Source organism: Pseudomonas oryzihabitans (assembly GCF_014522265.1).
Lineage (GTDB): Bacteria > Pseudomonadota > Gammaproteobacteria > Pseudomonadales > Pseudomonadaceae > Chryseomonas > Chryseomonas aestiva.
In genome coordinates this window covers 1,561,815-1,581,001 of sequence record NZ_CP017024.1, presented here as the reverse complement: position 1 = coordinate 1,581,001, position 19,187 = coordinate 1,561,815, and the positions used below count along the sequence as shown (strand labels likewise).

The window sequence follows — 19,187 nt, the reverse complement described above, 5'->3', positions numbered from 1 at the left end:
AACCGTCACCTGTTAGGGTGAAGCTGCCCATTCCGATCCCAGCCCGGAGGAATTGGCATGACCGCTCTCATCCAGCAATCCAGCGTTCGTCTCGACAGCAAGACTCGCAGAAAGCTACAGGATCAACGGCGGATGAAATTCCGCCGAGCCATCGAGGCCCGAGCCGAGGAACAGCGGCTTGCCGTGGAACTCGATGAACTGCTGTTTCTCAATCAGCTGCTGGACGAGCGCCAGGCCCAGCGCCGGCAGCAGGCTCCAGGGCAATACCTAACGCATTGATCAGGCTGCGCTGGCCGCGCAGATAGTCGACGAAGGCCTGGGCCACTGGCGACAGCGGCTTGCCGCGCACCTGGACCACGCACCAGGAACGGCGCAATGGCAGCTCGGCGACGTCCAGCTCGACCAGGCTGCCGGCGGCGAGATCGCTGCGAATGGCCTGGCGCGGCAGCAGGGCCAGCCCGAGTCCGGCGCGGACCGCTTCGCGTTGCGCTTCGAAGGCGCCGATCTCCAGCTGTTCGGCGAAGTGCGCGCGCTTCTGCTTGAGGTAGTCCTCGCAGGCCTGGCGCGTGCCGGAGCCGATCTCGCGTACCAGCAGCGGATAGGCCGTCAGGTCGCGCAGGCTGAGGCCGCTGCGCTCGGCCAGGGCATGGCCGGGACGCGCCACGGCGACGATGGCATTGTCCAGCAGTGGCAGGAAATCCAGGTCCGCGTTGCTCGGCACCCCGGACATCAGCGCCACGTCTTCGCGATTCTCCGTCAATCGACGCAGCACCCGGGCATGGTTGCCCACGGTCAGCGCCAGGTCGACCTGGGGATGGCTGCCGCGGAACTGGCTGAACAGGTGCGGCGCCAGGTACTGGGCACTGCTTTCCACTCCCAGGCGCAGCTGGCCGTGCAGGGCGCCGCGCAGATTCGACAGCTGCATGTCCAGGCTGCCCAGCCGGGCGAAGAGATCGCGACCGGTCTGGCGCAGGGCCTCGCCCGCCTCGGTGAGGTAGAGGGTGCGATTGAGGTAGTTGAACAGCGGTGCGCCCACCACCTCTTCGAGCTGACGCACCTGCAGGCTCACCGCCGGCTGGGTCAGCGCCATGATGTCGGCCGCCCGGCTGTAGGAGCGGGCCTCGCAGACGGCCTCGAACACCTGCAACTGGCGAAAGGTGAGTCGCATCAATGGCTTGCGCATAGGCATCGGCGAGATCCATAAGGAATGACTTATGGAGTATCCAACAATTATTTATTTTCCATAAGAGAAGCCCTGGCGTAGCTTCAGGTCACCGGCAATAACAAGCGGCTGCACGCTGCAGCAGACAAGGAGCCAGGTGTGATCAAGAAGATACTTATCGCCAATCGGGGCGAGATCGCCGTGCGCATCGTGCGTGCCTGTGCCGAGATGGGCATTCGCTCGGTGGCGGTCTACTCCGACGCCGATCGCCAAGCGCTCCACGTGAAACGTGCCGACGAAGCCCATGGGATCGGCAGCGATCCGCTGGAGGGTTATCTCAATCCGCGCAAGCTGGTGAACCTTGCCGTGGAAACCGGCTGCGATGCCTTGCATCCCGGTTACGGCTTCCTTTCCGAGAATGCCGAACTGGCGGAAATCTGCGCCCAGCGCGGCATTCGCTTCATCGGACCGTCCGCCGAGGTCATCCGCCGCATGGGCGACAAGACCGAGGCGCGGCGCAGCATGATCGCCGCCGGCGTGCCCTGCACCCCTGGCACCGAGGGCAACGTGGCGGACATCGCCGAGGCCCTGCGCGAAGGCGATCGTATCGGTTACCCGGTGATGCTCAAGGCTACCTCCGGCGGCGGCGGTCGCGGTATCCGCCGCTGCAACTCCCGCGAGGAACTGGAGCAGGCCTATCCGCGGGTGATCTCCGAGGCGACCAAGGCCTTTGGCTCGGCCGAGGTGTTTCTCGAGAAGTGCATCGTCAATCCCAAGCACATCGAGGCGCAGATCCTCGCCGATAGCCACGGCAATACCGTGCACCTGTTCGAGCGTGACTGCTCCATCCAGCGGCGCAACCAGAAGCTGATCGAGATCGCGCCCAGCCCTCAGCTGACCCCCGAGCAGCGCGCCTATATCGGCGACCTGGCGGTACGCGCGGCCAAGGCGGTGGGTTACGAGAACGCCGGTACCGTGGAATTCCTGCTCGCCGAGGGCGAGGTGTATTTCATGGAGATGAACACCCGGGTGCAGGTGGAGCACACCATCACCGAGGAAATCACCGGCATCGACATCGTTCGCGAGCAGATCCGCATCGCCTCGGGGCTGCCGCTGTCCTTCGCCCAGGAAGACGTCCTGCACCGCGGTTTCGCCCTGCAGTTCCGCATCAATGCCGAGGACCCGAAGAACAACTTCCTGCCGAGCTTCGGCAAGATCACCCGCTACTACGCGCCGGGGGACCGGGGGTGCGCACCGACACGGCCATCTACACCGGCTACGTGATCCCGCCGTACTACGACTCCATGTGCCTCAAGCTGATCGTCTGGGCGCTGACCTGGGAAGAGGCCATGGATCGCGGCCTGCGCGCGCTGGACGACATGCGCGTGCAGGGGGTGAAGACCACCGCGCCCTATTACCAGGCCATCCTGCGCGATCCGGAATTTCGCAGCGGGCGCTTCAACACCAGCTTCGTGGAAAGCCATCCGGAGCTGACCCAGTACTCGATCAAGCGCAACCCGACGCACCTGGCCATCGCCATCGCCGCCGCCATCGCCGCCCACGCCGGTCTGTAAGGACGACAGAACAATGAAAAGCATCCAGATCACCGACACCATCCTGCGCGACGCCCACCAATCGCTGCTGGCGACCCGCATGCGCACCGAAGACATGCTGCCGATCTGCGCCAAGCTCGACCAGGTCGGCTACTGGTCGCTGGAAGTCTGGGGCGGCGCCACCTTCGACGCCTGCGTGCGCTTCCTCAAGGAAGATCCCTGGGAGCGCCTGCGCCAGTTGCGCCAGGCCCTGCCCAACACCCGGCTCCAGATGCTGCTGCGCGGCCAGAACCTGCTCGGCTACCGGCACTACAGCGATGACGTGGTCGAGGCCTTCGTCGAGCGCGCCGCGGCCAATGGCATCGATGTCTTCCGTATCTTCGATGCCATGAACGATGTGCGTAACCTGGAAACCGCCATCCGCGCGGTCAAGGCCAGCGGCAAGCACGCCCAGGGTACCCTCTGCTACACCACCAGCCCGGTACACACGGTGGCGGCCTTCGTCGACCAGGCCAAGCGCATGGCCGACTTGGGCGTGGATTCCATCGCCATCAAGGACATGGCCGGTCTGCTCACCCCCTATGCCACCGGCGAGCTGGTCAAGGCGCTCAAGGAGGCCCTGACGCTGGATGTGGTGGTGCACTCCCACGACACCGCCGGGGTGGCCGCCATGTGCCAGCTCAAGGCGGTGGAAAACGGCGCCGATCGCATCGACACGGCGATCTCCAGCCTGGCCTGGGGCACCAGCCACCCGGGGACCGAGTCCATGGTCGCGGCCCTGCGCGACACGCCCTACGACACCGGCCTGAACCTGGAACTGCTGCAGGAGATCGGCCTGTACTTCCATGCGGTGCGCAAGAAGTACCACCAGTTCGAGAGTGAATTCACCGGGGTCGACACCCGGGTACAGGTCAACCAGGTACCGGGCGGCATGATCTCCAACCTGGCCAACCAGTTGCGCGAGCAGGGCGCCCTCAATCGCATGAACGAGGTGCTGGAAGAGATCCCGCGGGTACGCAAGGACCTGGGCTACCCGCCCCTGGTGACCCCGACCTCGCAGATCGTCGGCACCCAGGCCTTCTTCAACGTGCTGGCCGGCGAGCGCTACAAGACCATCACCAACGAGGTGAAGCTCTATCTGCAGGGCCGCTACGGCAAGGCACCGGGCGCCATCTGCGAGCAGCTGCGCAAGCAGGCCATTGGCCAGGAAGAGGTGATCGAGGTGCGTCCGGCCGATCTGCTCAGCCCCGAGCTGGCGCGACTGCGTGCCGAGATCGGCGACCTGGCCAAGAGCGAAGAGGACGTGATGACCTTCGCCATGTTCCCCGACATCGGGCGCAAGTTCCTCGAGGAGCGCGCCGCCGGGACCCTGGTGCCGGAAGCCCTGCTGCCCATGCCGTCGGCCGATGGCGTGGCCGCGGTGGGTGGCCAGGGCGTGCCGACCGCGTTCAGCGTCGACGTGCATGGCGAGACCTATCAGGTGGACATCACCGGTATCGGCCTCAAGAGCGAGGGCAAGCGGCACTTCTACCTGTCCATCGACGGGGTGCCGGAAGAGGTGGTGTTCGAAGCCAGCGGTGAGTTCGTCGCCGAGGGCGGCCAACGACGCCGTCAGGCGGAGCGTCCGGGCGACGTCAGCACCACCATGCCGGGCAACATCGTCGAGGTGCTGGTCAAGGAGGGTGATCAGGTCAAGGCCGGGCAGGGCGTGCTGGTCACCGAAGCCATGAAGATGGAAACCGAGATCCAGTCCCCCATCGCCGGCACCGTCACCGCGGTACGGGTGGCCAAGGGCGATCGGGTCAATCCGGGTGAAGTCCTGATTGAAATCGAAGGCTGAGATCCCTTCGATTTCCCTTGGGGCCTACGGGCCCCTTTTTTGTTTCCGCGAGCAGACTATTCAGCCCGGTCGTCCGGGCGCAGGCGCCAGGCGCCCTCGTGGCGCTCGGCCAGGCCGCGCTGCTCCAGGTCGCTGAGATAGCGGCGCAGACCGCGTTCGCCGCGACGCTGAAAGAACGGCAAGACGCGCGGCAGCAGGTCGGGGACCAGCATCGCCAGCCGGCTCAGCCAGAGTTCGCCGGCGCGCGGGGCGCTTTCCAGCCGCGGTCGATCCAGCACCCGGCCAGCAGCCGCGCCACCGTCTGGGGCGACTGGGGCGGATCCATGAATTGCAGGGCATTGCCGCCGGCGATGGCTTCGTGGCGCAGCATCGGGGTGTCGGTGGCCGACGGCAGGACACAGCAGACGCGGATGCCCTGGGGCGCGAGATCCTGGGCCAGGGCGAGCATGGCGCCGCGCAGGCCGAACTTGCTGGCGCAATAGACGGGGCTCTCCGGGGTGGGAAAGATGCCCGCCAGGGACACGGTGGTGACCAGCCGGGCATTGGTCGAGCGCCTGAGCAGGGGATGGCCAGGCGCGCGAGCAGCAGGGGCGCCAGCAGGTTGATGTCGAGCTCCTGGCGAATGCTGGCCGGACTGCGTTCGGTCAGGGGGCCGACGCGAACGATGGCGGCGTTGTTGACCAGGGCGTCGAGGCGACCGCAGCGCTGCTGGACAAAGTCGATCAGGGCGGCGAGCTGGTCTTCGTCGCAGAGATCGGCGGCGTAGGTCAGGGTGGCTTCGCCCAGTTCGGCGCGCAGGGCGGCCAGGCCCCTGGCGTCGCGGTCCACCAGGACCAACTGGACGGGCCGGTGGCTGAGTTGCCGCGCCAGGCATTGACCGATGCCGCCGGCGGCACCGGTGATCAGGATGACGTCGCTCATGGGCAGGCTCGCTCAGGACGGTGTGGCCAGGCTGGCCGGAAGCGGCGCGGGCGCCTGGCGCAGGGGATCGAAATAGCCCGGGGTCAGGTCGCTCCAGCCCAGCCGGCGGCGCAGCTGGCGCAGGTAGGTCTGCAGGGCGTGCACCTCCAGGTAGACGGCGTGGCGCGGCGAGTCGACGAAGCGGATGCCGCCGGAGAGGTCCGGATCGTCCTGCTGGATCAGCGCCTGGAATTCGCGCGCCTGGTGCGGCCGTTGCAGCTGGTCGGCCAGGTGGCAGGCGATCAGGTGGGCTTCCTGGTCGAACAGCTTGTAGGCACTGGAATTGGTTTCCAGGTAGCCGATGCCGAACAGGTTGCGGTGCTCGCGACTGAAGATGGACAGGTAGAGCTGCGGCCGGCCGTGCTGCCAGGTGAAGTAGTCGGCAGCGTAGCGGCAACTCCAGCGATAGCCGGTGGCATAGAGCACCAGGTCGAGACTCTCCCGGCTGCCATCGCGAAACACCACCTGGTCGCCCTCGAAGTGGGCGATGTCCGGACGCGCCTGGATGTTGCCGTGCTGCAGATGGTGCAACAGCACGTCCGAGCGCGCTAGCGCCTGCTGTTTAGGGCGCCTCTATTTATCTGATTGAGAAAAAGCACTAACACCTCTCGATAGGGTCTGCTATTTAATATAGCCAAGGCTATAACGATCCCGGGAGGATTCGCGATGCTGAAAGATCTCAAGAAACGCGCCCTGCGTGGTCTGCTGGACAAGCTGCTCGACGGGCACGCCGAACGTCGCCCACTGGAGACCCAGCCCGAGCGCTCTCGCGGCATGACGGTCCACGCCGCGCACTGATCCCTGCCGATCAGGTAGGGGCCACTCGCCTCTACCGCCCTCATAGGCGCCTTCGCTATGTGCTGAGCGAGGTGCCTTGTCCTGTTCGTCTCTGTCCTGGACCCTTCTCATCCCAGGTTACAAAGTCTCCCTGCACCTCTGATAGGTTGTGCTATCTAATTTAGCCAAGGCTATAACCACCGAGAGGCGGGCCGGATGCTGGAGAAGACGAGACGCTGGACCCTGGCGGGTCTGCTGGGAGTGCTGCTGGGCAACGCCGCCCAGGCCGCGGAGCCGTTCAAGGTAGTCACCACCTTCACGGTGATCGCCGACATGGCGCGCAATGTGGCGGGTGATGCCGCACGGGTGGAATCCATCACCAAGCCCGGCGCCGAGATCCACAACTACCAGCCCACCCCGGGCGATCTGCTCAAGACACGCGATGCCCAGCTGATGCTGTGGAACGGCCTGAATCTGGAGCTCTGGTTCGAGCGCTTCTTCAGCCGCATGAAGTACGTGCCCAGCGCGGTGGTCTCGCGGGGCGTCGAGCCCATCGCCATCGCCCAGGGCCCCTATGCCGGCAAGCCCAATCCCCATGCCTGGATGTCGCCCCGGGCAGCACTGATCTACGTCGACAACATCCGCGATGCCCTGGTGGCGCATGACCCGGGCCAGGCCGACACCTACCGGCGCAACGCCGAGGCCTACAAGACGCGCATCACCGCCACCCTCGAACCCCTGCGCCAGCAGCTGCAGGCGATTCCCGAACAGCGACGCTGGCTGGTGTCCAGTGAGGGCGCCTTCAGCTACCTGGCGCGCGACCTGGGGCTCAGGGAGCTCTATCTCTGGCCGATCAACGCCGATGCCCAGGGCACGCCGCAGCAGGTCCGCCGGGTGATCGAGACGGTACGCGCCGAGCGGATTCCGGCGGTGTTCAGCGAAAGCACGGTTTCCGCCGCCCCGGCCGAGCAGGTGGCACGGGAGAGCGGCGCCCGCTACGGTGGGGTGCTCTATGTGGATTCCCTGAGCGCCGCCGAGGGACCGGTGCCCACCTATCTCGACCTGCTGCGGGTCACCACCGAAACCCTGGTCAAGGGGCTGGCGCCATGATCGCCCTCGACGGGGTCGGCGTGACCTATCGCAATGGCCACACCGCCCTGCGCGACGCCAGTCTGGTGGTGCCCGGCGGCTCCATCACCGCCCTGGTGGGCGTCAATGGCAGCGGCAAGTCGACGCTGTTCAAGGCGATCATGGGTTTCGTGCCCCTGCGCACTGGCCAGGTACGGGTCGATGACCTGCCGGTGGCCCAGGCGCTCAAGCGCAACCTCGTCGCCTACGTCCCCCAGAGCGAAGACGTGGACTGGGACTTTCCGGTGCGGGTGGAAGACGTGGTGCTCATGGGTCGCTATGGCCGCATGAATTTCCTGCGCCTGGCCCGCGCCGCCGATCATCAGGCGGTGGACGCCGCCCTGGCCCGGGTGGGGCTGACCGAGTTGCGCAAGCGGCAGATCGGCGAACTCTCCGGCGGCCAGAAGAAGCGGGTCTTCCTCGCGCGCGCCCTGGCCCAGGACAGCCGGGTGATCCTGCTGGACGAACCCTTCACCGGGGTGGACGCCACCTCCGAGCGCGCCATCATCGAATTGCTCCAGGCCCTGCGCGGCGAGGGTCGCTCGATGCTGGTGTCGACCCATGATCTGGCCAGCATCGAGCGCTTCTGCGACCGCACCGTATTGCTTGATCGCACCGTGCTGGCCCAGGGACCGACGGCCGAGGTCTTTACCCGGGAAAATCTGGAACGCACCTTTGGCGGCGCGCTGCGCCTGTTCGAGGCGGGCCAGGCGGCGCCGCGGCGCCGGGAGCGTGCCTGATGGAAGGGCTGCTGGAACCCCTGGCCTACGGCTACATGAGAAACGCCCTGGGCGCGGCGGCGCTGGTGGGCGGGCTGTGTGCCTTCCTTTCCGCCTTCCTGATGCTCAAGGGCTGGTCGCTGATCGGCGATGCCCTGTCCCATGCCGTGGTGCCCGGCGTGGCCGGCGCCTATCTGCTCGGCCTGCCGCTGGCCCTCGGCGCCTTTCTCGCCGGTGGCGCGGCGGCCGGGGCCATGCTCGGTCTGCGGCAATACACCCGGCTCAAGGAAGACGTCATCATCGGGCTGATCTTCAGCGCCTTCTTTGGCGGCGGGTTGTTCCTGGTCTCGCTGGCGCCGGTCGCGGTGGACATCCAGACCATCGTCTTCGGCAACATCCTGGCCATCACCCCCGAGGCCAGTCGCCAGCTGCTGATCATCGCCACCCTCTCCCTGCTGGTTTTGCTGCTCAAGTGGCGCGATCTGCTGCTGGTGTTCTTCGACGAGGGCCAGGCGCGTGCCTGCGGCCTCAATCCCACGGCATACCGACTGCTGTTCTTCACCCTGCTGGCACTGAGCACCGTGGCGGCGATGCAGACAGTGGGCGCCTTCCTGGTCATCGCCCTGGTGGTGACGCCGGGGGCGACGGCCTATCTGCTCAGCGACCGCTTCTCCCGGGTGGTGCTGATCAGCGTCGCCATCGGCGTCGGCAGCGGGCTGCTGGGCACCTATTTAAGCTACTTCCTCGACGGCGCCACCGGTGGCTGCGTGGTGGTCTTGCAGACCCTGATCTTCCTGCTGGCCTTCGTCCTGGCGCCGCGTCACGGCCTGCTGGCCAACCGCCGGCGGGCGCGGCAGACGGCGGAGGCGGGCTGATGGACTGGCTGTGGCTGACCCTGGAAGTCGACTTCATGCGCCAGGCACTGCTGATGGCCGTGCTGGTAGCGGTGCCCGCGGCACTGCTGTCCTGCTTTCTGGTGCTCAAGGGCTGGGCGTTGCTGGGCGATGCCATTGCCCACGCGGTGTTTCCCGGCCTGGTGCTGGCGTCGGCGCTGGGCGCGCCGCTGGTGGCGGGCGCCTTTGTCGCGGGACTGGGTTGCGCCCTGGCCACCGGCTATCTCAAGCGCCACAGCCGGGTAAAGCAGGACACCCTCATGGGCGTGGTCTTCTCCGGCATGTTCGGCCTGGGCCTGGTGCTGCACGCCCGGCTGCCCACCGAGCTGCACCTGGACCACATCCTGCTCGGCGATCTGCTGGGAGTGACCCCGGAGGCCTTCTGGCAGATGGCGGTGATCGCCGCCCTGGTGGTGCTGGGGCTGGCCTGTCGCTGGCGCGACCTGCTGGTGCTGGCCTTCGATGCGGCCCAGGCACGGGCCCTGGGCCTGCGGGTAGGGCTGCTGCACTACGGCCTGCTCGGCCTGATCGCCCTGACCGTGGTCGGCGCCCTGCAGGCGGTGGGCATGGTGCCAGTGGTGGCGCTGTTGATCGCCCCCGGCGCCACCGCCTTCCTGCTGACCCGCTCCTTTGGCTGGATGTTGCTGGTGGCCACCGCGCTGGCCGTGACGGCAGCACTGGGCGGGGTGCTGCTGAGCCTGGTCTGGGACAGCGCGCCGGCGCCCACCCTGGTGGTGTTGCTGACGGCCGGTTTCCTGTTGGCCCTGGCATGGCGCCTGTGGCGGGATCGACGTCGTTCGGGCGACAAGGGCGTTCAGGTGGCCTGATGTAATCGGCTGACCGGCCCTGCCAGGCGTTTCCGGTCACGCTCGCCTCACCTCAGGAGAACCACAATGAAAACCGTCGCCCAGTTGCTCGCCCTGAAGACCCAGCAGGACGTCTACACCATCGCCCCCGACGCCTGGGTGCTCGACGCCCTGCGGCTGATGGCGGAAAAGAACGTCGGGGCGCTGCCGGTGATGCGCGACGGCGAGCTGGTGGGCATCGTCAGCGAGCGAGACTATGCGCGCAAGGTGGCCCTGCAGGGACGTTCCTCCTATGCGACCCCGGTCAGCGAGATCATGACCGAGGCGGTCATCATCGTACTGCCGCAGCAGACCGTGGGCGACTGCATGCAGATGATGACCGACCACCACCTGCGCCACCTGCCGGTGATGGGCAACGGCAAGCTGATCGGGCTGCTGTCCATCGGCGATCTGGTCAAGGCCACCACCGTCCAGCAGGCGGAGCTGATTCGCCATCTGGAGGGTTATATCCGCGGCGAGTGACGGGTCAGCCGGTCCGTCCGGCGCTTACAGCCAGGGCGCTGAGCTGGCGCCCTTCGGCATCGAAATTTTCCGCCGCCAGCCAGCGCCGGAAGCCGGCGTCCACCACGGGCCATTCGTGATCCAGCAGGCTGAACCAGGCGGTGTCGCGGTTGCGGCCCTTGACCACCCGGTGCTGACGAAAGAGGCCTTCAGCGCGCATCCCCAGCCGCTCGGCGGCGCGCTTCGAGCGGGCATTGGCGTCGTCGCACTTCCACTCCAGGCGCCGATAGCCGAGGGCGAAGGCTTCCTGCATCAGCAGATAGAAGGCTTCGGTGGCCAGGGGCGTGCGCTGCAGGCGCCCGCCAAAGGCGACATGGCCGATCTCGATGCTGCCGTGTTCGGGGACGATGCTCATCAGGCTGAGTTGCCCCAGGGCGCGGCCATGGCGGGGATCCACCACAACGTAGAACAAGGGATCGCGCCCCTGGGCCAGGCCCGCCAGCCAGGTGTCGAAGACCGCCCGCTCGGTGAAGGGGCCATAGGGCAGATAGTCCCACAGGGCCGGGTCCTGGTCGTGCAGGGCCTCCCAGAGATCGTCGCCGTGACGCTGAGGGTTCAGGGGTTCCAGACGTACATGGCGACCCTGCAGCAAGCGGGGCTGGGGCGGCTGGGCCGGGGTCCAGTCGAGCGGGGTCATGGTCTGTCTCCCAGCAGGTGGCGGTACTGGATGAAACCGGAGCGGGTGGCGATGCGATCATAGAGCTGACGCCCCGGGTAGTTGGTCTCCTGGGTCAGCCAGTGCACCCGGTCGCAGCCGTCCGCTGCGGCGCGGGCGTAGACGTGCTCGATCAGGGCGCGGCCCAGGCCGCCGCCGCGGTAATCCTCGGCGACATAGAGATCCTGCAGGTAGCAGTAGTCGGTTTCGGTCCAGCAGGACGGGTGATAGATGAAGTGCACCAGGCCCAGGGGGCGCTCGCCGTCCCAGGCCAGGGCGCCGTGCAGGGGCTGGGCGGGGTCAAGCAGCCGTTGCCAGGTGCGGGCATAGGTGGTTTCCGGCAGCCGGGTCTCGTAGAAGGCCAGGTAGGCCTGCCACAACGCGTGCCAGACGGCGTGATCGGCTTCGCTCAGGGGGCGGATGGTCATGGGTGGCTCCAGGGTCAGGCGAGAGAGGGGATCAGGACGGCCAGCGCCTGGTCGCCGGGTACCAGGCTGGCGGCCAGTCCCTGGCGGACGCCTTCGCGATCGGCGGCGTTGCGATTCTGGCTGAGCTTGGCGATGCCCTGGAGACTGTCCAGCGGCAGGCGCAGGCCGCGGATGGCGCGCAGCATGCCCTGGACATAATCCGCGGGCGCATCCGCGACCTGCCAGGGGCGGGCACGCCCGGCTTCGTGCTGGTCGGTGAGGCGTTCCAGCAGCTGTAGCAGTCGCTCGGGGTCATCGAACACCTCGACGCTGCCGCGGGCGTGCACGGCCTGGTAGTTCCAGGTCGGCACCACCCGGCCATGTTCGGCCTTGCCGGGATAGAAGGCCGGGCTGACGTAGGCCTGGGGGCCCTGAAACACCGCCAGCGCCTGGCCTGCCTCGACCAGCGCCTGGGCCTGGGGATTGCTGCGCGCCAGATGGCCGTAGAGGGTGCCACAGGGACCCTCGTCGGGCGCCAGCCAGAGCGGCAGATGGCTGACCAGCGGACCGGCGTCGGTCTGGCTGATGAGCAGCGCCAGGGCATGATCGCGCAGATGCTGGTGCAACCTGGGCAGGTCTTCGAGGCGAAAGGCGGGATTGGGATACATGGGCAGGAACTCCAGCGACGTCCAGCCATGCTAAGGTCGCCTTTGGCTCCCTGTAAGAGCCAATTTCCATGACTTTCAGGGTGCCAATCCATGCTGGGATTCGAGCCGTCGGGGCTGTTGCTGGAGCCGGGTCAGGGCCTGGCGCGCCAGCTCTACCAGGGCCTGCGCGAGCGCATCCTGGCCGGTGAGCTGGCCGCCGGGGTACGGCTGCCGGCCAGTCGTGAACTGGCGCGGTTGCTGGGGATCTCGCGCAATACCGTGACCGCCGCCTACGAGCAGCTCCTGGCCGAGGGTTTTCTCGACAGTCGCCTGGGTGACGGTACCTATGTCGCGCCCGTCACCCGGGCGCTGGCCGCTCCCGAAGCAACGGCCAGGACGACACCCGTGCCCCCGGCCAGTGTGCCGCCCGGCGCACCGTGCGCCTTTCGGGTCGGCCTGCCGGCGGTGGATCTGTTTCCCTTCGCCACCTGGGCGCGGCTGCAACAGCGTTTCTGGCGCCAGCCGGAGCCGGCGCTGCTGGGCTATCGCGAACCCGGCGGCGAACCGCGGCTGCGCCGCCTGCTCTGTGCCTACCTGCGCCAGGCGCGGGGCCTGGTCTGCGCACCCGAGCAGATCCTCATCACCAGCGGCGCCCAGCAGGCCATCGAACTCTGCGCCCGGTTGCTGCTGGCGCCCGGAGCCCGGGCGGCCATGGAGGATCCCGGCTATCGCGCCGCGGGTCTGGCCTTGCAGAGTGGCGGGGCGCGGTTGCAGGGCGTTGCGGTGGATGGGGCCGGGCTGATGGTGGAGCAGCTGGCAGGACTGCCGGACTGCCAGCTGGTCTATGTCACCCCGTCGCACCAGTATCCCACCGGCGCGGTACTGTCCCTGCCGCGCCGCCTGGCGCTGCTGGACTGGGCGCGGCAGGCCGACGGCTGGATCGTCGAGGACGACTACGACGGCGAGTACCGCTACCAGGGCGCGCCGCTGGCGCCCCTGGCCGCCTTGGATCGCCACGGTCGGGTGCTCTATGTCGGCACCTTTTCCAAGATCGCCTTTCCCGGCCTGCGCCTGGGCTATCTGGTGGCCCCGCCCGCGCTGCTGCCGGCGCTGCTGGAGCTGCAACGGGCCGGCATCCGCCATCTCGACAGCGCCACCCAGACGGTCATGGCCGATTTCATCGAACAGGGCCACTTCCAGCGCCACATCCGCCGCATGCGACGGGCCGCGCGCAATCGCCGCGATGCCCTGCTGGCCGGCTGGCCAGCGGTTGCCGGCTGCGCCCCGCCGGGCGTCCCGGTGGCCGGCCTGCATCTGTGCCTGCCGGTCACCCACCTGGCCCGCGAAGCCGAGCTGGTGACCCGGGCGGCCGCGGTCGGGGTGGAACTCAATGCGCTGTCGCGCTACTGGCTGGCCGAGGGCCCGACCCCGCCCGACGCCCGCGCCGGACTGGTGCTGGGCTTCGCGGCGGTGCCGGAGACGCGGATCGTCGAGGCGCTGGCCAGGCTGCGGGAAGCCTGGGCCTGAGCGCTGCCGTCAGAGACTTTTCGACTCCAGATTGAGACGGTCCAGCAGACCGGAGGCGCCAGCGGGATCCAGGGCCGCGGTCAGCGCCACGGCCAGGGTATCGCCCAGACGCACGCGTTCCTTGGGCGCAAGACTCACCCGCAGACCGTCTTCCTCGCCGGCGGCCAGATCGACCAGGCTCTTGCAGAGGTCCCTGCCGCGCGCACCCAGGTTCTTGAAGTCCTGCAGGCAGTCATTGCGCTGCTGCTGGTGCACCGCGGCCAGCGCCCGGTCACGCTGCTTGTCGAAGTCGCCCGCGGTAGGGTCGAGCGGCAGATAGCGGCGGGTCAGGGCCAGACTGCGCTTGAAATAGCCTTGATCCCTGACGTCCACCTGCAAGCCCTTGAGCTCGGCACGTTGCGCGCCCTGCTGCAGCCCGCCCAGCAGAGCGAAGGGCGACAGCAGACCGCGCCGGTTCTCCTCCTGGCCACTGTCGGCGAGTTCGCTCAGGTCTTCGGCCAGGCGGCGGACCTGGCTCAGCGACAGGCTCGCGTCCACGTCCAACAGCTCCGGCAGGTCCAGGGTCAGGCCGATGTCGGCCAGCTCATCCTCGACGTTCCATTTCAGTCGGCCGGAGAAGGGCGCCAGTTCGGCGCGTCCGCTGGCGAGCAACAGACCGCCAACCAAAGGCAGGTGCAGCGCCGTCGAGCGCCCCTTGGCGTCGGGCGGAAAGGCCACGCCTTCGAACTGGACATCAGCCCGGCGGTGGGCGGGTTCGTCCTTGAGGTCGGAGAGGGTCAGCTGGGCGATGCTCGGCCCATCGCTGATGCGCACCTCGTGCAGCTTGATCGTGCCACCCAGCGGTGAGGAGGACAGCGACTGCCAGCTGATCCGGTCCTGCAGGTGGTGTTCGAACAGCCAGTCGCGCAGACGTCCGTCGGCGACATGAGCAGCGTAGGCCTTGAGACCGAAATAGCCACCGACCACCACGACCAGCGCCGCACCGGCCAGGAGTTTGACGTTGAGAGTCCGTTTCATCAGAAGCGCTCCTCGCCGAGACCGGCATCCTTGAGCTGTTGGCGGGCCGCCTCGGGGGTCCAGGCGGGATCTTCGAATTGCACCCGTGCCAGCGCCAGGGGATCGCGCAGGTCGCTGCAGCCTTCGCTGGTACAGGGCTGCACGACCTTGGCCGTCAGGTGCGTCAGGGGCAGGTCGTCGGCGTCACGCGCCTTCGGATCGAGCTGCAGGGTGCCGCTCAGGACATACCAGCCGGTCTTGGCCGGGATGCCGGCCGGTACCTGCGCCTGGATCGGATAGGGATAGTCGAGGCTCCAGCCGTCGCTATTCGTCTTGGTGACCCTGGCGATCAGGCGTACCGGTCGGGTCTCGCCGCCGACCAGGGCGGCATAGCCACCTCCGCCGCCTGCGGTATAGCGCACGTCGTTGACCTGGCGAGCCAGCAGCGCCTGGGGATTGCTGCGCGCTTCCTGGGTCAGGCGTTCGAAGGTGGCGAGCTGCTCACGGGCACGGAACGCCTGCTGCATCCGTGCCTGCCGGGCTTCGCGTTCACGCTCGCGCTCGGCCTGCTCGCGCTGGCGCGCCTGCTTCTCGTCCCACATGAACAGGTAGTTGGTGGCCTGCTCGGGATTGAACTGCCAGGCCTTGCTGCGCCAGTTGCGGTCGACATTGACGCGATACAGCCAGAAGTCCTGACTGGATTCGTTGCTGTTCCAGGGGCGGGTAAAGATGCCCTTGGTGAAGTCGCGCACGGCCAGGAAGGTGAAGTGCGGAATCAGCGTGTCCAGCGCGTCGAGCTGTTGCTGGGTCTTCGCGATGATGGGGCGGATCTGGTCGAGCTGCCGGAATTGCTCGCTGTTCCCGGTCACGAACAGCACATCCGGTGCGCTGGTCGACCACTGGCCGCGATAGCTGTGACCAAGGCGCAGCAGGCTGTAGCTGGCGGTCGCCGGATCGCTGGCCAGCAGGAACAGCGCCTGCTTTTGGCTATCGAAGCCGACAAAGCGCAGCGGCGGCAGGGGCTTGTCCAGCGGCAGTCCGTTGAGGAAGAAACCCTTCCAGTGCTGCAATTGCTTGCCGTCGCTCCGCTCCAGGGCGAGTTCACCCTCGCCCTGGGCCAGGCCGTTCTCGCAACGGATACCACTGGAGCGAACCTGCAGGTAGCGGCTGTCTTCCTCGGCCTTGAAGGGAACGCTGAAGGCGCAACCCTGGCTGTCCTTGAGGGTAGTGATGAAGTCGCTCTTGGCGAGTTCGGCTTCGCCATCGCCCGGGCGCCAGCCGGCGACATCGAAATCGGTGGCGATCTGGCCGACAGGCGCCTTGGCTGCCGCAGGTGCAGGCTCGACCTTGGCCGGCGCGGCAGGTGCCGACTCAGCAACCGGGGCCGGCGGAGCTGCGGGTGCCGGTGCCTCTGGGACTACCGGGGGAGTGGCGGGCCTTGCCGTCTCAGGCGCCGCCTTGGGCGGCTCGACGGCGGCCGGAGCAGGAGCTGCGGCGACGGCAGCCGGATTCTGTACTTGCGCCGTCCAGGCCGTGGCCTTGGTGGCCGTGCCGTTCAGCCGGGCGTCGGTGGTACCGGTCGCCGTCCAAGTCAGGCGTTCGGCCTGGTCGCACTGCTTGCCGAGCAATGCGCCGATCTTGGGCATCAGGCGTTCGATGGCCACGGCCTCGGCAGGCTTGCCATAGACGAAGCGCAGCGCCAGGTCGGGGGCGCACCAGGCGGTTGCAGGGTGATCGACGAAGACCTCGACGTCTTCGGCCTTGGAATAGGCGAGGCGAGTGCTTTCGGCCTGGGCAGCCGTGGCCGTGGCCAGCAGCGTCAGGGCCAGCAGGGTGGGTTTCATGGTCATCCTTCCTTAGATCAGTTCCCAGGCACCGTCAGCGGCCTGGCAGGCCTTGGTGGTCTGCTGATCCTGCTGACCGTCCTGGCTCAGGCTGTAGTTCAGGGTGCGGCAGGTGGTCTTGGCGGCGACCTTGTCCTGCACCGGCGCGGCATCGAGATCGGCGGCATCGAGGTCCACGCCCTGCTGCTTGGCGCTGGCCACGTCCAGGGTATCCAGATCCACCGCGGGTGCCGGTTGAGCCTTGGTCTTGCCAGCGGTCGCCAGCGTGGCAGTGGTCGCCGGAGTCACCAGGGGCGCGTAGACATAGCCGATGGTCACGCCCTTGCGGCCCACGGCGATCCAGTCGTTGCCGGTACGGCCCAGGGCGGTGAAGCGCGTACCCGTGGGCAGTCCGCCGACCTTGGCGGCATTGTCGTTGGGTGCGGCGCGCAGATTGGCCGACTTGATCGACTGATAGGGCTTGTTGAGCAGGGTCAACTGCTCGACCTTCTGCACCTTGGGCGTGCGCTTGACCGCCACCTGGCGGGCTTCGGTCTCGGTCGCCACCGGCACGATGCGGGCGGTGGCGCCGCTGTGGTCGGAGGTCCAGGTGGTCACCTGACCATCCTGGGCGTGCTCCAGCGCCTTTTGCGTCTGCACGGCCAGGGCCTCGCGATCACGCTGGTCGAGCTTGGCCCCAAGGGTCTTGCCCAGGGCGCCACCGGCGAGGGCGCCGGCCAGCATGGCGGCGGTACGGCCACTGCCACCACCGATCTGGCTGCCAACAAGGATGCCGGCCGCTGCCCCGACCACGGTGCCGACGTTTTCCTGATTGAGCCATTCGTTCTGCGACATGTTGGAGCAGCCCGTGACGGCGAGGCTGCCACCCAGGCAGAGAACGGCGAGTCGATGACGAGGCTTCATTACGAGTCCTTTCCGAAGCGAAAATTTAGGAGGAGGGAATGGTAGAGGCTTGCTCCAGAGACGTTGTGACCTGATTCACCGAAAGCGGGTTTGGCATCAAAGGGCTAGCATGGCCCGGAAGGCGTAGCTGGAGGCGCTAACGCCCCCGATACGCCTTCCCATAATGCCGCTCCAGGCGCGACTGCATGAATTCCATGGCCAGGGACATCAGCCAGTAGAGCACCGCCGCGGTGGTGAGCATTTCCAGGTAGCGGTAGCTGGAGCGGCCATAGGACTGGGCGAGGAACATCACCTCCCAGACACCCATCACCGAGACCAGGGAGGAGTCCTTGAGCATGGAGATGAACTGGCTGGTGGTGGGCGGGATGATGCTGCGCATGGCCTGGGGCAGGGTGACGCGCCAGAAGATCACCCGCGGCGACAAACCCAGGGCCCGGGCCGCCTCGCGCTGACCGGCGGGGACGCCGAGCAGGCCGGCGCGGAAGATCTCGCTGAGGTAGGCGCCGTAGTTCAGCGACAGGGCGAGGATGCCGGCGCTGATGGCGCCGGGGACCACGCCGATCTGCGGCAGGCCCAGGTAGATCAGCAGGATCTGGATCAGCAGCGGGGTGCCGCGAAAGAAGGAGGCGTAGAAGGTCGCCACGCCATAGGCCAGGGCACTGGACGACAGCCGCCCCAGGGCCGCGGCGAAGCCCAGCAGCACCGACACCAGGATGGAGCTGAGGCTGAGGAACAGCGTCAGGGCCGCGCCCTGCAGGAAGCCGTTGGGCCCCAGGCGCCAGCCCACCAGGTTGGGCAGGCGCGGCCAGACGCTGGCGAACTTGAGATCGAAGCCGAGCACGAAGACCACGCCCCGGCCAGCAGCGCCAGCCAGGTCAGCCAGACACGGGTACGAAAGCTCAGCAGCGGACGCGATTCGACCGGGGGCGGTAACTGACTCATTGGCTGATGTCGGCACCGATCCACTTGTCGGAGATCCGCTTCAGGGTGCCGTCCTGGCGCAGCCCCTCGATGATCTCGCGCAGCTTGGCGGCGAATTCCGCATCACCCTTCTCGATGGCCACGGCGTTGGGCTCGGCATAGAGCGGTGCGCCCGCCAGCTTGAACTTGCTGTCCTGGGCCAGGCGCGGCTGGGCGGTCACCAGGTTGGTCAGCACCGCGTCCAGGCGCTTGCCGGCGCCCAGGCCCAGGTCCTGGAAGGCGACGTTGTCGTCGGGGAAGGGCACCACCTGCACCTGGTCGAAGGGATAGCTCAGCGGCTGGTCCTCCTGGCCTTCGATGGTCAGGTCCTTGTTCAGATAGCTCTCATAGGAAGAGGCGCTGGTGACGCCGACCTTCTTGCCGGAGAGGTCCTTGGCACCGTGGATGCGGTCGTCACCGGCGTTGACCACGATCACCGCTGGCGAGGCGTAGTAGTTGACCGGGAAATCGAACACCTGGGCACGCGCCTGGCTCGGCGTCATGGAGCAGATGCAGACGTCGTAGCGACCGCTCCAGCGACCGGCGGCGATCACGTCCCAGGAGGGGGTTTCCAGGCGCAGTTTGACGCCGAGCTTGTCGGCCACGGCCTTGGCCACGTCCACGTCGAAGCCTTCCAGCTGGTTCTGGGCATTGAGCTGGGAGAAGGGCGGATAGCTCTCCATGAGGACATTGACCAGCTCGCCCTTGGCCTTGATGCGGTCCAGGGTGGTACCGGCCGAGGCCGAGGTGGCGACCAGCGCCAGGGTCAGGCCGAGGGCCGATAGCAGAGCGGTTCTCATGGGGGTGTCCTTTGCAAAGGGAAAGAGGGCCTGGTATTAGAGAGATATG

The 19,187-nt window shown here is 67.4% G+C and carries 19 protein-coding genes and 3 pseudogenes; 10 read left to right on the top strand and 12 right to left on the bottom strand.

The genetic code is table 11. The features are described from left to right. The first annotated feature begins 57 nt into the window (after positions 1-57). Positions 58-279, top strand: coding sequence for a PA3496 family putative envelope integrity protein (locus tag BGI51_RS07285; RefSeq protein ID WP_081594569.1), 222 nt, complete (start codon positions 58-60; stop codon positions 277-279). Here BGI51_RS07285 and BGI51_RS07280 read toward each other — a convergent pair. Beyond that, positions 209-1,183: a LysR family transcriptional regulator gene (locus BGI51_RS07280; RefSeq protein ID WP_187981281.1), complete on the bottom strand. Its 975-nt coding sequence runs from the start codon at positions 1,181-1,183 to the stop codon at positions 209-211. The two genes, BGI51_RS07285 and BGI51_RS07280, sit on opposite strands and share 71 nt — an antisense overlap. A 138-nt stretch (positions 1,184-1,321) precedes the next feature. Here BGI51_RS07280 and BGI51_RS07275 point away from each other — a divergent pair. Continuing rightward, positions 1,322-2,736: pseudogene (locus BGI51_RS07275) on the top strand (acetyl-CoA carboxylase biotin carboxylase subunit). Between the two features lie 13 nt (positions 2,737-2,749). After that, entirely contained in the window at positions 2,750-4,555 is a 1,806-nt protein-coding gene (gene oadA / locus BGI51_RS07270; protein ID WP_187980741.1) for a sodium-extruding oxaloacetate decarboxylase subunit alpha, read from the top strand. A gap of 56 nt (positions 4,556-4,611) precedes the next feature. On the opposite strand, the gene BGI51_RS23390 is transcribed toward oadA, so the two are convergent. From BGI51_RS23390 to BGI51_RS07260, 3 genes and pseudogenes are all read right to left on the bottom strand, one after another. Next, positions 4,612-4,767, bottom strand: a complete 156-nt coding sequence (locus BGI51_RS23390; protein WP_252977231.1) for a hypothetical protein — start codon at positions 4,765-4,767, stop codon at positions 4,612-4,614. Positions 4,768-4,778: 11 nt separating this feature from the next. Beyond that, positions 4,779-5,476 (bottom strand): annotated as a pseudogene (locus BGI51_RS07265) (SDR family NAD(P)-dependent oxidoreductase). Between the two features lie 12 nt (positions 5,477-5,488). Then, a complete protein-coding gene (locus tag BGI51_RS07260; protein ID WP_252977230.1) occupies positions 5,489-6,046 on the bottom strand; it encodes a hypothetical protein in 558 nt (185 codons plus the stop codon). 135 nt (positions 6,047-6,181) lie between these two features. On the opposite strand from BGI51_RS07260, the gene BGI51_RS23760 reads away from it, so the two are divergent. The 6 genes from BGI51_RS23760 (at position 6,182) to BGI51_RS07235 (ending at position 10,360) form a co-directional block, all read left to right on the top strand. Further along, the gene (locus BGI51_RS23760; protein ID WP_256664437.1) at positions 6,182-6,313 is read left to right on the top strand and encodes a hypothetical protein; all 132 of its coding nucleotides are present in this window, start codon (positions 6,182-6,184) and stop codon (positions 6,311-6,313) included. Positions 6,314-6,508: 195 nt separating this feature from the next. Further along, positions 6,509-7,402 carry a metal ABC transporter substrate-binding protein gene (locus BGI51_RS07255; protein WP_187980739.1) on the top strand — a complete coding sequence of 298 codons (894 nt, stop codon included), beginning with the start codon at positions 6,509-6,511 and terminating at the stop codon, positions 7,400-7,402. After that, positions 7,399-8,160, top strand: a complete 762-nt coding sequence (locus BGI51_RS07250) for a metal ABC transporter ATP-binding protein (protein ID WP_187980738.1) — start codon at positions 7,399-7,401, stop codon at positions 8,158-8,160. The genes BGI51_RS07255 and BGI51_RS07250 overlap by 4 nt, the downstream gene beginning before the upstream one ends. Then, positions 8,160-9,014 (top strand): metal ABC transporter permease, encoded by an 855-nt coding sequence (locus BGI51_RS07245; RefSeq protein WP_187980737.1) that lies wholly within the window; start codon positions 8,160-8,162, stop codon positions 9,012-9,014. The genes BGI51_RS07250 and BGI51_RS07245 overlap by 1 nt, the downstream gene beginning before the upstream one ends. Beyond that, a complete protein-coding gene (locus BGI51_RS07240; RefSeq protein ID WP_187980736.1) occupies positions 9,014-9,859 on the top strand; it encodes a metal ABC transporter permease in 846 nt (281 codons plus the stop codon). Before BGI51_RS07245 ends, BGI51_RS07240 begins: the two co-directional genes overlap by 1 nt. A gap of 66 nt (positions 9,860-9,925) precedes the next feature. Beyond that, positions 9,926-10,360, top strand: coding sequence for a CBS domain-containing protein (locus BGI51_RS07235; RefSeq protein WP_007160094.1), 435 nt, complete (start codon positions 9,926-9,928; stop codon positions 10,358-10,360). Positions 10,361-10,364: 4 nt separating this feature from the next. Here the strand turns inward: BGI51_RS07235 and BGI51_RS07230 are convergent, their stop codons facing one another. The 3 genes from BGI51_RS07230 to BGI51_RS07220 are packed head-to-tail and all read right to left on the bottom strand — an operon-like array spanning position 10,365 to position 12,129. Continuing rightward, complete coding sequence (locus BGI51_RS07230; protein WP_187980735.1) at positions 10,365-11,036, bottom strand: GNAT family N-acetyltransferase; 672 nt, start codon at positions 11,034-11,036, stop codon at positions 10,365-10,367. Beyond that, entirely contained in the window at positions 11,033-11,482 is a 450-nt protein-coding gene (locus BGI51_RS07225) for a GNAT family N-acetyltransferase (protein WP_187980734.1), read from the bottom strand. The genes BGI51_RS07230 and BGI51_RS07225 overlap by 4 nt, the downstream gene beginning before the upstream one ends. 14 nt (positions 11,483-11,496) lie before the next feature. Beyond that, positions 11,497-12,129 carry an FMN-binding negative transcriptional regulator gene (locus tag BGI51_RS07220; RefSeq protein WP_187980733.1) on the bottom strand — a complete coding sequence of 211 codons (633 nt, stop codon included), beginning with the start codon at positions 12,127-12,129 and terminating at the stop codon, positions 11,497-11,499. A 90-nt stretch (positions 12,130-12,219) separates the two neighbouring features. Between BGI51_RS07220 and BGI51_RS07215 the strand changes: the two genes are divergently transcribed. Next, positions 12,220-13,635 carry a PLP-dependent aminotransferase family protein gene (locus BGI51_RS07215; protein ID WP_187980732.1) on the top strand — a complete coding sequence of 472 codons (1,416 nt, stop codon included), beginning with the start codon at positions 12,220-12,222 and terminating at the stop codon, positions 13,633-13,635. A 9-nt stretch (positions 13,636-13,644) separates the two neighbouring features. On the opposite strand, the gene BGI51_RS07210 is transcribed toward BGI51_RS07215, so the two are convergent. The 5 genes and pseudogenes from BGI51_RS07210 to BGI51_RS07190 all read right to left on the bottom strand — a co-directional run bounded on the left by BGI51_RS07210 (position 13,645) and on the right by BGI51_RS07190 (position 19,138). Further along, positions 13,645-14,652, bottom strand: coding sequence for a hypothetical protein (locus tag BGI51_RS07210; RefSeq protein WP_187980731.1), 1,008 nt, complete (start codon positions 14,650-14,652; stop codon positions 13,645-13,647). Continuing rightward, positions 14,652-16,475, bottom strand: a complete 1,824-nt coding sequence (locus BGI51_RS07205; RefSeq protein ID WP_187980730.1) for a hypothetical protein — start codon at positions 16,473-16,475, stop codon at positions 14,652-14,654. The genes BGI51_RS07210 and BGI51_RS07205 overlap by 1 nt, the downstream gene beginning before the upstream one ends. A gap of 12 nt (positions 16,476-16,487) precedes the next feature. Further along, positions 16,488-17,378: an SH3 domain-containing protein gene (locus BGI51_RS07200; RefSeq protein ID WP_187980729.1), complete on the bottom strand. Its 891-nt coding sequence runs from the start codon at positions 17,376-17,378 to the stop codon at positions 16,488-16,490. A gap of 136 nt (positions 17,379-17,514) precedes the next feature. Continuing rightward, positions 17,515-18,320, bottom strand: a pseudogene (locus BGI51_RS07195) (amino acid ABC transporter permease). Further along, positions 18,317-19,138 carry a transporter substrate-binding domain-containing protein gene (locus BGI51_RS07190; protein ID WP_133860181.1) on the bottom strand — a complete coding sequence of 274 codons (822 nt, stop codon included), beginning with the start codon at positions 19,136-19,138 and terminating at the stop codon, positions 18,317-18,319. The pseudogene BGI51_RS07195 and the gene BGI51_RS07190 overlap by 4 nt, the downstream one beginning before the upstream one ends. Positions 19,139-19,187 lie beyond the last annotated feature (49 nt).